The 12,706-nt window shown below is 68.6% G+C and carries 14 protein-coding genes and 1 pseudogene; 8 read left to right on the forward strand and 7 right to left on the reverse strand.

What is annotated here, in order from left to right; genetic code table 11:
* Positions 1-76: 76 nt before the first annotated feature.
* From DEFCA_RS0111545 to DEFCA_RS22290, 7 genes are all read right to left on the reverse strand, one after another.
* Entirely contained in the window at positions 77-1,159 is a 1,083-nt protein-coding gene (locus DEFCA_RS0111545) for a permease (RefSeq protein ID WP_025323177.1), read from the reverse strand.
* 90 nt (positions 1,160-1,249) lie between these two features.
* Complete coding sequence (locus DEFCA_RS0111550) at positions 1,250-1,855, reverse strand: FmdE family protein (RefSeq protein WP_025323178.1); 606 nt, start codon at positions 1,853-1,855, stop codon at positions 1,250-1,252.
* A gap of 45 nt (positions 1,856-1,900) precedes the next feature.
* Positions 1,901-2,131 carry a thioredoxin family protein gene (locus DEFCA_RS0111555; protein ID WP_025323179.1) on the reverse strand — a complete coding sequence of 77 codons (231 nt, stop codon included), beginning with the start codon at positions 2,129-2,131 and terminating at the stop codon, positions 1,901-1,903.
* Between the two features lie 34 nt (positions 2,132-2,165).
* Complete coding sequence (locus DEFCA_RS0111560; RefSeq protein WP_051463240.1) at positions 2,166-2,864, reverse strand: cytochrome c biogenesis CcdA family protein; 699 nt, start codon at positions 2,862-2,864, stop codon at positions 2,166-2,168.
* A gap of 15 nt (positions 2,865-2,879) precedes the next feature.
* Positions 2,880-3,665: a sulfite exporter TauE/SafE family protein gene (locus DEFCA_RS0111565; protein ID WP_025323181.1), complete on the reverse strand. Its 786-nt coding sequence runs from the start codon at positions 3,663-3,665 to the stop codon at positions 2,880-2,882.
* Positions 3,662-4,093 (reverse strand): thioredoxin family protein, encoded by a 432-nt coding sequence (locus DEFCA_RS22285; RefSeq protein WP_025323182.1) that lies wholly within the window; start codon positions 4,091-4,093, stop codon positions 3,662-3,664. The genes DEFCA_RS0111565 and DEFCA_RS22285 overlap by 4 nt, the downstream gene beginning before the upstream one ends.
* The gene (locus DEFCA_RS22290) at positions 4,090-4,377 is read right to left on the reverse strand and encodes a hypothetical protein (protein ID WP_169709559.1); all 288 of its coding nucleotides are present in this window, start codon (positions 4,375-4,377) and stop codon (positions 4,090-4,092) included. The genes DEFCA_RS22285 and DEFCA_RS22290 overlap by 4 nt, the downstream gene beginning before the upstream one ends.
* A gap of 282 nt (positions 4,378-4,659) precedes the next feature.
* Between DEFCA_RS22290 and DEFCA_RS0111580 the strand changes: the two genes are divergently transcribed.
* The 8 genes and pseudogenes from DEFCA_RS0111580 to DEFCA_RS0111615 all read left to right on the forward strand — a co-directional run bounded on the left by DEFCA_RS0111580 (position 4,660) and on the right by DEFCA_RS0111615 (position 12,705).
* Positions 4,660-5,001, forward strand: a complete 342-nt coding sequence (locus DEFCA_RS0111580) for an ArsR/SmtB family transcription factor (protein WP_025323184.1) — start codon at positions 4,660-4,662, stop codon at positions 4,999-5,001.
* A gap of 134 nt (positions 5,002-5,135) precedes the next feature.
* Positions 5,136-5,600 (forward strand): arsenate reductase ArsC, encoded by a 465-nt coding sequence (locus tag DEFCA_RS0111585; RefSeq protein WP_025323185.1) that lies wholly within the window; start codon positions 5,136-5,138, stop codon positions 5,598-5,600.
* Positions 5,601-5,719: 119 nt separating this feature from the next.
* A complete protein-coding gene (arsB, locus tag DEFCA_RS0111590; protein ID WP_025323186.1) occupies positions 5,720-6,790 on the forward strand; it encodes an ACR3 family arsenite efflux transporter in 1,071 nt (356 codons plus the stop codon).
* A gap of 73 nt (positions 6,791-6,863) precedes the next feature.
* Positions 6,864-7,244 carry an arsenite efflux transporter metallochaperone ArsD gene (gene arsD / locus DEFCA_RS0111595; protein WP_025323187.1) on the forward strand — a complete coding sequence of 127 codons (381 nt, stop codon included), beginning with the start codon at positions 6,864-6,866 and terminating at the stop codon, positions 7,242-7,244.
* Positions 7,245-7,251: 7 nt separating this feature from the next.
* Positions 7,252-8,985 (forward strand): arsenical pump-driving ATPase, encoded by a 1,734-nt coding sequence (gene arsA / locus DEFCA_RS0111600; RefSeq protein ID WP_035803626.1) that lies wholly within the window; start codon positions 7,252-7,254, stop codon positions 8,983-8,985.
* Positions 8,982-10,223 (forward strand): annotated as a pseudogene (locus DEFCA_RS20745) (class I SAM-dependent methyltransferase). Before arsA ends, DEFCA_RS20745 begins: the two are co-directional and overlap by 4 nt.
* A 146-nt stretch (positions 10,224-10,369) precedes the next feature.
* Positions 10,370-11,251 carry a phosphate/phosphite/phosphonate ABC transporter substrate-binding protein gene (gene phnD, locus DEFCA_RS0111610; RefSeq protein WP_025323189.1) on the forward strand — a complete coding sequence of 294 codons (882 nt, stop codon included), beginning with the start codon at positions 10,370-10,372 and terminating at the stop codon, positions 11,249-11,251.
* On the forward strand, positions 11,248-12,705 hold the full coding sequence (locus DEFCA_RS0111615) for a sensor histidine kinase (RefSeq protein WP_025323190.1): 1,458 nt from the start codon (positions 11,248-11,250) through the stop codon (positions 12,703-12,705). Before phnD ends, DEFCA_RS0111615 begins: the two co-directional genes overlap by 4 nt.
* Position 12,706 lies beyond the last annotated feature (1 nt).

A 12,706-nucleotide genomic window follows, 5' to 3' on the forward strand; every position in this document is an offset into this window, starting at 1 on the left:
CAACCCGCCCTGGGCCGGCAGACGACATCCCCCTGGGGGAGGCTCAGACGGGGCCACGGGCACCGGCCGGCTCCGCCTACAGCAGGGCGTTGAACAGGTACCCCACGATCAGGATCCCCACGGCCACCACCGAGATGAACGTGCCGATGAGCCGGGGTTTGAGAACCTTGCGCAGGATCACCATCTCGGGCAGGGACAGGGCGATCACGCTCATCATGAACGCGAGCACCGTGCCCAGGGCCGCGCCCTTGCCCAGGAGGGCCTGGACCACCGGGATGATGCCGGCCGCGTTGGAGTACATGGGCACCCCGATCACCACGGCCAGGGGCACCGACCACCACGCTCCCTTGCCCATGATCGAGGCCATGAAGTTCTCGGGCACGTACCCGTGGATGCCAGCGCCCACCGCAATGCCCAGCACCACGTAGATCCACACCTTGCCCACGATCTCGCGCACGGCAACGAGCCCGGCGCGCACCCGGTCGGCCCAGACGAGCCCGGCTTCAGGAACCTGCGACCCGGAGCCGTCGAGCTCCTGCACCCAGTCCTCCACGTGCCGTTCCATGTGCATCCGGCCGATCACCCACCCGGCCACCACCGCCACGGCGAGCCCGGTCACCAGGTACAGGGCCGCGATCCTCCACCCGAACAGCCCGAACAGGAGCACCAGAGCGATCTCGTTCACCATGGGCGCGGAGATCAGGAACGACAAGGTGACCCCCAAGGGGACTCCGGCGGTCACGAACCCGATGAACAGGGGCACGGCCGAGCATGAGCAGAAGGGGGTCACGATGCCCAGCAGCGCCGCGAGCACGTTGCCGACCGACTCCCGCTTCCCGGCCAGGATCGCGCGGGTGCGCTCGGGCGTGAAGAACGTGCGCACGATCCCGATTCCGAACACCACCAGGGTCAGCAGCATCAGAACCTTGGGCACCTCGAAGGCGAAGAAGACGACCGCCGAGCCCAGGCGGGTGGCGGGGTCCACGCCGAGAAGGTCCCGGGTGAGCCACCGGGTGGCGAGCTCCAGGTTCCCGTACAGGCCGAACCACACCAGCAGGCCGGCCCCGACGCCGGCCCAGAGGGTCAAAGGGCGGTTGGGCGTGGTCTCGGCGGTCGGGGGACCCTGGGGTAGCGGGCACGACGAGCGGGCAAACGGCATGGAATAATCCTCCAAGCTCGGTTCTTCTTCGTGCAGGCCGGGGGGCGGGCGATGCCTCGGCCCGCCCCGACCCCTGGATTCGCGTGGGCCCTACCCTTGCAACGGCGGGGCGCAGCCCCCGCACAGGGTCTTGCCGTCCTTCTCGGTCACCGCGTTCGTGAACACGGCCTCGCCGCACCCATCGCACCGGACCACGTCGAAGCAGGCCTGCCCGCCCTCCCACGGGAAGTCGAAGGGATCGGAAATATCCAGAAACTGTTCCTCGGGCAGCGAGAGGACCCGTTGGAGCAGAGGCTCCAGCACCTCCGCCGGCACGTCCTGGGGCGGCACGCCCTTTCGGCGCTGCTGGACGAAGGGGGATTGCAGGGCCTGTTCGAAGAACTCGGGCTTCAGGCTCACCCGTACCGCCTTGCCCTTTCGGGTATCCACCAGGGTGAAGGCCATCTTGTTCCAGTACCTCTTCTCGATGTTCGACTTGCCGTAGGTGCAGCCCGTGGCCGCCATGATCCCGTCCAGAAAGCACCCGGCCGCGTGGCCCTTGCCGGTCTCGGAGATCACGTAGAGCTCCTTGTCCTGCGCCCGTTCGGCGCCGAGGACCTTCATGGCCGCAAGCCCCGCCCGCAGGCCCATGGGCATGGCCGGGCACCGATGTCCGTGGAACTTCACCGCCATGTCGAAAAGCTGCTCGAACTGCATGGTGCACCTCCTTTAGTGGGTGAGAATGGGGTACCGGCCGCGGAATCACCCCAGCATCCTGGCGATCTCGTCCGGCTTGAGCACCTTGCCCGCGGCCTTCACCTCGCCGTCGATCGCAAGGGCCGGGGTGAGCATGACGCCTCGCTTCATGATCTCGGCCAGGTCCTCTACCTTGACCACCGCTGCGTCCTTGCCCGACCGTCTCACGGCCTCCTGGGCCGCCTCGTAGAGCTTGTCGCACTTGGCACATCCGGTTCCCAGAACCTCGACCTTCATGGCATCACCTCCGGTTGTAACGTGTTGGAACGGGTCAGGAACTCACCAAAATTGCCACGCCCACACCGGCGATCAGCGCTCCCGCCACCCGCTTGAGCACGCGGTTGGCCCGGCCGAGGCCGCGGGACCGGATGAGCTGCTTCGCCACGCCCATGCTGGTGCCGGCCGCAACGATCAGCAGGCAGTGGCCCACGGCGTAGGTCCAAAGGAGGGCCAGGCCGTACGGCAGGTTTCCCTGCGACGCGATGTAGGTGAGCACCACCACCAGGATCGGTGCGGCGCAGGGCGCCGACACGAGCCCGAACAAAAGCCCGAGGGTGAACGCCCCGATCACCCCGGCGTGCCTGGGCCGGTAGCGGGCGAGCCCCTCGGGCACCGAAAAGGTCCAAAGGTCCCAGAGGTGGGCGGCCATGGCCAGACACACCGCCGCGATGACCCACGGCCAGAACTCGCCCACATCGCCGAAGAGCCGCCCCAGGCTCACCGCGATCACCCCCATGGCCGTGAAGCTCACCGCCAGCCCGAACACGAACACGAGCGAGAACCCGAAGCTGCGCTTCCAGCCTGAGATCCCGTCGTACCCGCCCACGAACCCGATCACCAGGGGGATCATCGCCAGCACGCAGGGGCTCGACGCGGTCAGCGCCCCGCCCACGAACACCGCCACGAACGCGAGCCAGGGGTTCGTCTGGATGTAGGTCTGGGCGTTGGCGAGGAGCCCCATGCCGGTCATCTCACGGTTCCTCCGTCAAACTCCCCGCAGCACCGAGGCGGTCATCCACGCCGCGATCACCACGAGGAGGACCCCGAAGGCCCGTTTCAGGTGGCGCTTGTCCACCCGGACCGACACGCGCGACCCCACCTGGGCGCCCAGAAAGCCGCCGATCGCGAGCGGCAGGGCGAGGCGCAGATCGAAGTGGCCCGCTGCGGCGTGGCCCAGGAGCCCGGTCAGCGCGGTGAGCCCCACCATCAGGGAGCTCGTGCCCACGGCCACCTTCATGGGGATCCGGCAGGCCAGCACCATGAGCGGCACCTTGAGGAGGCCCCCGCCCACCCCGAGCATGCCGGCGAGTCCCCCGGCGAGGGTCATGAGGGGGATCGTGGCGACCCAGTTGACGCTGTAGGTCTCGCCCCCCATCGTGCGGGTCCAGTAGGCGAAGCCCCGCTTTGGCGGCTCCCGGCGCTCGGCCACGGGCCGGATCATGAAAAAGGCCCCCACTGCAAGGACCGCGGCGAAGATCACCTTGCCCACGTGACCGGGGACGTACTGGGAGAAGTAGCCGCCGAGCACGGCCCCCAGGTTGGTGGCGGGCTCGATCATGAGCACGAGCTTCCAGTCGAGAAACCCCGCCCGGTGGAACACGAGCATGGCCGAGGCCGACACGGCCACGATCACGGCTTGGCTGGCGGTGGCCGCATGGTGGAACGGCACGCCCCACGCAAGGAGCAGGGGTACGTAGAACGCGCCGCCGCCCTGGCCCAGGGCCGAGAACGCCGCAGCCACGCCAAAAAAGACGAGCCCGAGCCAGATCATCGCGGTCTCACTCCCATCCGATGGAGCACGGCCTCCACCACGGGTAGGGGCAGGTACCCCTGGTGGCGGTAGAACTCGGTGCCGTCCGGTGCCAGGAACACCTGGGTGGGGATCAACGTGACCCGGTACCTCCCGGCTACGCCAGGGTTCTTGCGCACGTCATAGAAGATCACCGTTACCTGGTCGTCATAGCGGTCCTTTACGGCCTGCACCACGGGCTTCATCGCCTCGCAGGACTCGCAGCCCTCGCTGCCGAGCTCCAAAAACACCACCCTTTCACCCGGACCAAGAGCCTCCCGGGGTTCCGGAATCCAAGCCGCATCGCTCAGCCCGGTCTCCGCCACCTGGCGGGCGGCCAGTTCCGGGAGGGACCAAAGCACCACGGCGGCCACGGCCAACCCCGCGAGGGCGAGGACAAAAGGCTTCACTGGGACTCCTTTTTCTGACGATACTCGTTCCACTCCCGCAGGAGATGGCTTTCCTCCACGTAGCCGTAGAACCGGCCGAGCGCCTCGCCCTTTTCGTCCTGGAGGATCACCACGGGCACGGCAAAGGCCTTGTAGGTCTTCCCGGCCTCGGGGGTCCTGGCGAGGTCCACGATCACCAGGCCCACCCGTCCCCCGGTGGCGGCCACGAAGTTCCGGACCTCCTGCTCGGCGGCCACGCATAGGCTCAGCTGGCAGGGGCACGCGTCACTCTTGGTCACAAGCACGACCGTGGGTCCCCTCTGCTGCGCTTGGACGGCCGGGGCCAGGAACGCTGCGGATGCGGCCCAGAGGACCAGAGGAAAAATCCGTGGGACGCGGAAGCGGAGCGCCATGATTCCTCCCGGGGAGGCTGCATATCGTTGGATGCGCATGTAGACAAATGGTAACCATGGCATTTCCGCACGTCAACCGGAAAATTTGCTTTCTCTTTTTGGCCCACCAAAGGCTTGCGTGCAGGGTGTGGACCTGGTAGCTTTCGCCCATACAAATCGATGGAGGTCGATACGATGCGAGAGATTCTCGCCCCTGCCAAGGCCCTGGCCGACGAGTCCAGGCTGAAGATCCTGTGGATGCTCGAGGGCCGCCGCCGGTGCGTCTGCGAGATCCAGGCGGTGCTGGGTCTCGCCCAGTCCACGGTGAGCCGGCACATGCAGGTTCTGGAGGACGCCGGCTTCGTGGTGGCGGAGCGAAACGGCCCCTGGAAGGACTACCGCCTCAACCCCGCCCCCCCGCCGTTCGTGCAGGGGCTTCTGGCCCAGGTCCGGATGGCAGGGGAGACCCACCCCGTGGCCCGCGAGGTGCGGGAGCAGGCCGCCGGGGTGAGCCGGGAGAACCTGTGTGCGGCGTGATTCGGAATCCAGAATTCGGAAGTCAGAAGTCGGCACCTGAACAGAGGCGCCGGGGAGAGGGTTTCGCGCGATGAGGGCTTTTGACTGATTCCTGTCCGCTGATTTCTGTTTTCTGGATTGGAGACCGACGACCGATGACCAAAGGTTCTAAGAAGCGGGTGTTGTTCCTGTGCACCGGGAACTCGTGCCGGAGCCAGATGGCCGAGGGGTGGCTGCGGCACCTGGCCGGCGACCGGTACGAGGTGTTCTCGGCCGGCACCCGGCCCCAGGGCCTGAACCCCCTGGCGGTGCGGGTGATGGCCGAGGCCGGGGTGGACATCTCGGGCCACACGAGCGACCCGGTGGAGAAGTACTTGGGCCAGGACTTCGACCTCGTGGTCACGGTGTGCGGCGGGGCCAAGGAGTCGTGCCCGGTGTTCGTCGGCCGGGTGAAGGACCGGCAGCACTGGCCCTTCGACGATCCAGCAGGGGCCACGGGAACCCAGGAGCAGATCCTGGCCGTGTTCCGCCGGGTGCGTGACGAGATCCGCGCCCGGGTCGAGGCGTTTCTGAACGAGCCCCCCGCGTGCCCCGGTGGGGAGGGCCGGCGAGAAGGCTAGCCCCCGGGTCCGGGATCACGAGGGGTTTGGCCGCCAAGCCGCCCAGCGGGCCGAAGGCCCAAGACCGCGGATCGTAGACCGCAGACTGGAGACCGTTTTTGTTGGGAGGAGGAGTAGACATGTCGCAGGGCGTTGCCAAGAAGCTCTCGTTCATCGACCGGTATCTCACGCTGTGGATCTTCCTCGCCATGGCGGTGGGCGTGGGCTGGGGCTATTTCTTTCCCGGCATCCGCAACGTGATCAACGCGTTTCAGGTGGGCACCACCAACATCCCCATCGCCATCGGGCTCATCCTCATGATGTACCCGCCGCTCGCCAAGGTGCGCTACGAGGAGCTGCCCCAGGTGTTCAAGAACACCAAGGTCCTGGCGCTGTCGCTCGTGCAAAACTGGGTCGTGGGGCCGGTGCTCATGTTCGTGCTGGCCGTCACCCTGCTGCAGGGCTACCACGAGTACATGGTGGGGCTCATCCTGATCGGGCTCGCCCGGTGCATCGCCATGGTGATCGTATGGAACGACCTGGCCGACGGCGACCGGGAGTACTGCGCCGGGCTCGTGGCGTTCAACTCGGTCTTCCAGGTGCTCTTCTACTCGGTGTACGCGTACTTCTTCATCACCTGGCTGCCGCCGAGGCTGGGCTTGGGGGAGGCGATCGAGGTGAACATCTCCATGGGGCAGATCGCCGAGAGCGTGTTCATCTACCTGGGCATCCCGTTCCTCGCCGGCATGATCTCCCGGTTTGCGGGCGTGAGGCTCAAGGGCCGCGAGTGGTACGAGACCCGGTTCATCCCCAAGGTCAGCCCGATCACACTGATCGCGCTCCTGTTCACCATCCTCGTCATGTTCAGCCTGAAGGGCGAGTACATCGTGCAGCTCCCCTTCGACGTGGTGCGCATCGCGGTGCCGCTCACCATCTACTTCTTCGTGATGTTCTTCGTGTCGTTCTGGATGAGCCGCAAGGTGGGCGCGCCCTACGGCCAGACCGCGACCCTCTCGTTCACGGCCGCCTCGAACAACTTCGAGCTCGCCATCGCCGTGGCCGTGGCCGTGTTCGGCATCGACTCGGGTGAAGCGTTCGCCGCGGTGATCGGCCCCCTGGTCGAGGTGCCGGTGCTGATCAGCCTGGTGAACGTGGCCCTGCGCCTGAAAGAGAAGCATTTCACCCCCGAGGGGCTGGCCCAGAGGGCATGAACGGAGAAGATGCAGTCCCCGAAGGGTGAGGCCGTCAAAAGCGACCCGTTCGACGGACGAGGGAGAGGCTTTCATGGCCAAAACGCTCTACGTCTACGATCCGCCGCTGTGCTGCCCCACCGGCGTGTGCGGCCCGTCGGCCGATCCGGTGCTGGCCCGGTTCGCGGCTAACCTCCGGTGGCTCGAGCAGCAGGGGGTGCAGGTGGTGCGGAAGAACCTGGCCCAGGAACCCCAAGCGTTCGCGGCCGACCCGCGGGTGGCCGAGGTGCTCCGGACCGAGGGAACCGAGGGCCTGCCCCTCGTGCTCCTGGCCGAGCGCGAGGTGAGCCGCGGGCGCTATCCCGACCGCCGGGCGCTGGCCGAGGCCCTGGGCCTCGACCCGGCCGAGGCGGGCCCGGTGCTCGAGATGGCCGGCACCGGAGGCTGCGACCCCACCACCGGCTGCTGTGGGTAGGCCGGCCGTGGAGGGGTTTCTGGATCGCGTGCCCCGGCACGTGTTTTTCACGGGCAAGGGCGGGGTGGGGAAGACCACCCTCGCGTCGGCAACGGCGGTGGCCCTGGCCGATGCGGGCCGTCGGGTGCTGTTGGTCTGCACCGATCCGGCGTCCAACCTGGACGAGGTCCTCGGCACCCCCCTGGGGCTCGCGCCCCGGCCGGTGAACGGGGTAGACGGGCTGTACGGGGTCAACGTGGACCCGGAGGAGGCGGCCCGGGCGTACCGGGAACGGGTGCTGGGCCCGGTGCGGGGGGTGTTGCCGGAGGAAGCGGTTCGCAGCATCGAGGAGCAGCTCTCGGGGGCGTGCACGGTGGAGATTGCGGCCTTTGGGGAGTTCGCCCGGCTCCTGGGGGACCCCGAGGCCACGGACGGGTTCGACCACGTGGTGTTCGACACGGCCCCCACGGGTCATACCCTGCGCCTCCTGGAGCTCCCAGCCGCCTGGACCCAGTTCATCGCCACCAACGTCACGGGCACCTCGTGCCTCGGCCCCCTTTCGGGCCTGCGGGAGCAGGAGGCCCGGTTCCGGGCGGCCCTCGAGCGGCTTGCGGACCCGGATCAGACGGAGGTGGTTCTGGTGGCCCGGCCCGACCGGGCCTCCTTGGCCGAGGCGGGCCGGGCGAGCGCGGAGCTGGCGGCCCTCGGCCTTGGGAACCAGTGCCTGGTGGTGAACGGGGTGTTCCGGGCCCAGGATCCCGACGACCCCGTGGCCCGGGCCTGGGAGGCTCGGGTCCACGAGGCCCTGGAGGCCTTGCCCCCCGCACTCCGAGGCCTGCAACGCTGGGAGGTCAGCCTTCGGCCCTACGAGCTCGTGGGCGCCGGGGCCCTCCGATCCCTGTGGAACGGCCAGCGGCCTCCGGCAGAAGGGGATGCCGGGGCCTGGGACGCGAACCATCAATCCCTCGATGCCCTCGTGGAAGGGATCGCCGCTCCGGGTCGGGGCCTCGTGCTGACCATGGGCAAGGGCGGAGTGGGCAAGACCACGGTGGCCCTCGAGCTGGTCCGCCGCCTGGCCGAAACGGGCCGGCCGGTGCACTTCACCACCACCGACCCGGCGGGCCGGCGCCCGCTGGACCTTCCGGCCGGGGTCACGGCGACCCGCATCGACCCCAAGGCCGAGACCCGAGCCTATGCCGCCGAGGTGATGGAAACCGTGGGCGGAGAGCTCGACGAGGAGGGCCGCGCCCTGCTGGCCGAGGACCTCCGGTCACCCTGCACCGAGGAGATCGCCGTGTTCCGGGCCTTTGCCCGGGAGGCTGCACGATCCGAGCAGGGGTTTGTGGTGGTCGACACGGCGCCCACGGGGCACACCCTCCTTCTGCTCGACGCTGCCCAGGCCTACCACCGCGAGGTCCTGCGGTCACGGGGCGACCTCCCCGAGACGGTGAGGCGGCTCCTTCCCCGACTCCGGGATCCCGAGCTGACCCGGGTTCTGCTCGTGACGCTTCCCGAGGCCACCCCGGTGCACGAGGCCGCGAGCCTCGAGGCGGATCTACGCCGTGCCGGCATCGAGCCTTACGCCTGGGTGCTCAACCAGAGCCTGACGCCCCTGCCCGTCACGGACCCGTTGCTGCGGGCCCGCCGCCGGGCCGAGGCCCGGTACGTGAGAGACGTGCTTGAAAACCACCCGAGGGTCTTCGTTCTCCCGTGGTCTGCCGACCCACGGCCGGATCCGGATCCAGGAAAGGAGGGCCGATGAACCCCCGTGCCGCACGCGACCTGCTTGCCGGGTTACTGCCGTCCGATGCGCCGGTGCCGGGCGCGGTGGAGCTGTGGGATGGAACGCGTCTGGCGGTAGGCGAGCCGGGCGCCGCGCCGGCCTTCACCGTGCGCGTAAAGAGGGCTTCGGCTCTGGATGCCCTGCTCGCCGAGCCGTCTTTGGGTTTTGGAGAGGCGTACGTCGGAGGCGACATCGAGGTCTCTGGAGACCTCGGAGCCGTCTTGGCCCTGGCCTTCCGCCAGGATCTGGCCAGCAGACTTTCCCTGCGTCAGAAGGCCCGGACCGGCTGGATGCGCGCCCGCCGGGGCCGCAGCGTGCGCCAGTCGCGCCGCGACATCGAGAGCCACTACGACCGGGGGAACGACTTCTACCGGCTCTGGCTCGACGACGACATGAACTACTCCTGCGCCTACTTCCGAGACGAGGGCGACAGCCTCGAGACGGCGTAAAAGCAAAAGAACATGTACGTCCTCAACAAGCTGCGGCCCCGACCCGGCCAAAGGCTTTTGGACGTGGGGTGTGGGTGGGGCGCCCTCCTGCGCATCGCGGCCGAACACCACCGCCTCGAGGCGGTGGGTCTCACCCTTTCGCGCGAGCAGCACGCTTTCGCTCGCGACCGGCTGGCCGCCGCCGGTCTCGGCGGCCGGACCGAGGTCCGCCTCCAGGACTATCGGGAGGTGCCGCCGGCAGAGGACGGAACCTACGACCGCATCGCCTCGGTGGGGATGTTCGAGCACGTAGGCCGCGCCAACCTCCCGGTGTTCTTCGACCGGATCGCCGGACTGCTCAAGCCCGGCGGGATCCTGCTGCTGCACACCATCGGCCGGGTGCGGCCCGAGCCCGTAGACCCGTGGATCGAGAAGCACGTCTTCCCCGGGGGCTACGTTCCCGCCCTGGGCGAGACCGTGGAGGCGGCCGCACGGGCCGGCCTGGAGTTCTTGGACCTGGAGGACCTTCGGCCCCACTACGACCGTACCCTCGGCCACTGGATCGGGCGGTTCGAAGCGCACGCGGCCCGGATCGCGGACACCATGGGTGGAGCGTTCGTGCGCCTGTGGCGCCTATACCTGCACGGCGCCCAGATGGCCTTCCGGCACGGCACGTTGCACCTGTTCCAGTTCGTATTCTCGCGAGGCCGCGTCCGCGGCTGGCCGATGACCCGGGAATGGATGACGGCACCGGGACCTCCCCCAGCCGGTGGCGGGGCCCGAGGCTGACACGGCCGGAGGGCTAACGGAAGCTACTGGAAACAGGCGACGGGGCCGAGGGGGGGCCGGTGCTTTCTGCAACCGTTCGGTACGGATGTTGCTTTAGGCCAAGGGGCATCGCAGGCTCCCTTGTCCCTTCCTCCCCATGTGTGCCCATGCGCCCTCGGAACGCCGGATCGGCCGCTTTCCTCGTTTTCCTTCTGATCCTTCTGCCGGCGGGGCTCGCCCGGTCGGGTTCCAAACCGGTGGTTCGTTTCGGCGTGATCCCCCGGTACAACCCCCTGGTGATGTTCCGCAGCTACCAGCCGATCATGGACTACCTGACCGAGAGCACCCCGTATCGGTTCGAGCTCAAGGTGGCCCGAAGCTACGACGAGGCCGTTCAGTTCCTCGCCGATCGGGACGTGGAGCTGGCGAGCCTGGGGGACGTGACGTTCGTCGAGGCGTACCGCTCGTTCGGCGCGGTCCCCTTGGTGCGCCCCCTGAACGCCGACGGGCGCCCTTACTACCGCAGCGTGATCATCGTGCGCAAGGACAGCCCGATCCGAGATCTCTCGGACCTCAAGGGCAAGCGGGTGGCCTTCGGGTCGGTCCACTCCACCTCGGGAAACCTGATCCCACGGTTCTTCCTGTTCCGGCACGGAGTGCGGATCGAAGACTTGGCCTCGGCCACCAACCTGGGCAAGCACGACATCGTGGCCAAGGCGGTCCTGAAGGGGGAGTACGACGCTGGCGCCGTCAAGGACGTGGTGGCGGAGAGGTACCGGAGGCACGGCCTGCGGTTCCTTGCTCGCAGCGATCCGATCCCCTCGGTGCCGATCGTGGCGCATCCGGCCACCGACCCTGCCGTGCGCGAAGCGGTGAAGCGGGCCCTGCTCGCCGTGGACCCCGAAAACCCCGTTTTCCAAGAGCGCCTGTCGCAGTGGGATCCCGAGTTTCGACACGGCTTCGTGGAAGCCCGGACAGAGGACTACCGGCCGATCTTCGGGCTCATGGACTCCTTCGAGGGGACCTGCGGGGGGAGGTGCCACCGGTGAGGCTGGGGATCACCGGCAAGTTCGTCCTCCTGGCCACGGGCCTGGTGATCGCGACCACCGGGATCTGGGGCTCGTGGATCTGGCAACGGGAGAAGGCCCTCCTGGAGGAGCGGCTCGCCCAGAAGGGCCGGATCCTCCTCTCGTCCATGGCGATCCCCGTGATCCAGGCCCTTCTCTACGAGGAGATGGGGGTGATCGAGGAAGGGGGGCTCCTGGACAGCTTCATCGCCGACATCATGGGACAAGACGACCTGGCGCCCGTGTACGCCATGGTGCTCGGGCCCGAGGGCCGGGTGCTCGCCCACAACCGCTATGCCGAGTACGGCAAGCTGTACCGCGACCCCATCAGCCAGGCCGCCCTGGCCGCTGGGGGGTTCGTGCGCCAGGTGACGGTGTGCCAGGGGGAGCCGATCTGGGACCTGTCCTACCCCCTGGCCATCCACGGCAAGTCCTGGGGGGTGCTGCGGGTCGGGATCTCGCTTGCTCCCCTGCGATCCGATCTCAGGACCCTCGAGAGGCAGATCCTGGCGTTCGGCTCGGCCTTCGCCCTGGGAGCCCTGGTGGTGTTCTGGCTCATCGGACGCGGCCTGGCCCGTCCCCTGCTCGAGCTCCGGGCCCACGCGGAGCGGGTGGGGGGGGAGGGGCTCCCCGAGGTGGCGACCTCGACCCGCGGGGACGAGATCGGGGATCTGGAGCGGGCCTTCGCCGACATGGTCCACAGGCTGCGGGCGAGCGAGGCCGAGCGGGAGCGGGCGACCCGCAAGCTTCTCGAAAACGAGCGGCTGGTGGCCGTCGGGCAGATCGTGGCCGGCGTGGCCCACGAGGTCAACAACCCCCTGGCGGCCATCGAGGGCGCCCTCTTCCAGGTGGAGCGGCGCTGCAGCGGCGACGGCAGCCGGTACGCAGGCGTGATCCGTGAGGGCCTCGAGCGCATCCGGCGGGTGGTGGGCCAGCTCGTGGACCTGACCCGCTCCGGCGACATCTCGCCCGAGCCGACCTTCCTGCCCGAGGTGTACCGGAGCGCGAGCCTGTTCGCCAAGATGGCCCTCAAGAGAAAGGGGGTGCGGCTCGACACGGCCGGGCCGGTGCCGGAGGTGGAGTTCTTCGCCGACCGTACGAAGGTTCATCAGGTGCTCCTGAACCTTCTCGTAAACGCGGCCGATGCCGCGGGAAACGGCGGAACGGTGTGCTTGGAGGCCGGGGCTGGGGACCGTGGGGTGTGGTTCGCGGTGGAGGACGACGGCCCCGGCGTGCCCTCCGAGGACGCGGACAGGATCTTCGACCCGTTCTTCACCACGAAGCCCCCGGGCAAGGGGAGCGGCATGGGGCTTGCGATCTCCCGCCGGATCGCCGAGGGCCACGGCGGCACCCTGACCCTGGAGCGGGGCCGGCGTCTCGGCGGCGCCCGGTTCGTGTTGACCCTGCCCCGTCACGGCGGCCGAGAGGAGGGGTAGC

Source organism: Deferrisoma camini S3R1 (assembly GCF_000526155.1).
Classification (GTDB): Bacteria; Desulfobacterota; Deferrisomatia; order Deferrisomatales; family Deferrisomataceae; genus Deferrisoma; species Deferrisoma camini.

Coding starts and splice junctions, on each gene's coding strand:
- DEFCA_RS0111585 (WP_025323185.1), top strand. CDS start 5,136: ATGACCAAAGGTTCTAAGAAGCGGGTGTTGTTCCTGTGCACCGGGAAC.
- DEFCA_RS0111555 (WP_025323179.1), bottom strand. CDS start 2,131: ATGAAGGTCGAGGTTCTGGGAACCGGATGTGCCAAGTGCGACAAGCTC.
- DEFCA_RS0111580 (WP_025323184.1), top strand. CDS start 4,660: ATGCGAGAGATTCTCGCCCCTGCCAAGGCCCTGGCCGACGAGTCCAGG.
- DEFCA_RS0111545 (WP_025323177.1), bottom strand. CDS start 1,159: ATGCCGTTTGCCCGCTCGTCGTGCCCGCTACCCCAGGGTCCCCCGACC.
- DEFCA_RS0111560 (WP_051463240.1), bottom strand. CDS start 2,864: ATGACCGGCATGGGGCTCCTCGCCAACGCCCAGACCTACATCCAGACG.
- DEFCA_RS0111565 (WP_025323181.1), bottom strand. CDS start 3,665: ATGATCTGGCTCGGGCTCGTCTTTTTTGGCGTGGCTGCGGCGTTCTCG.
- phnD (WP_025323189.1), top strand. CDS start 10,370: ATGCGCCCTCGGAACGCCGGATCGGCCGCTTTCCTCGTTTTCCTTCTG.
- DEFCA_RS0111550 (WP_025323178.1), bottom strand. CDS start 1,855: ATGCAGTTCGAGCAGCTTTTCGACATGGCGGTGAAGTTCCACGGACAT.
- arsB (WP_025323186.1), top strand. CDS start 5,720: ATGTCGCAGGGCGTTGCCAAGAAGCTCTCGTTCATCGACCGGTATCTC.
- arsD (WP_025323187.1), top strand. CDS start 6,864: ATGGCCAAAACGCTCTACGTCTACGATCCGCCGCTGTGCTGCCCCACC.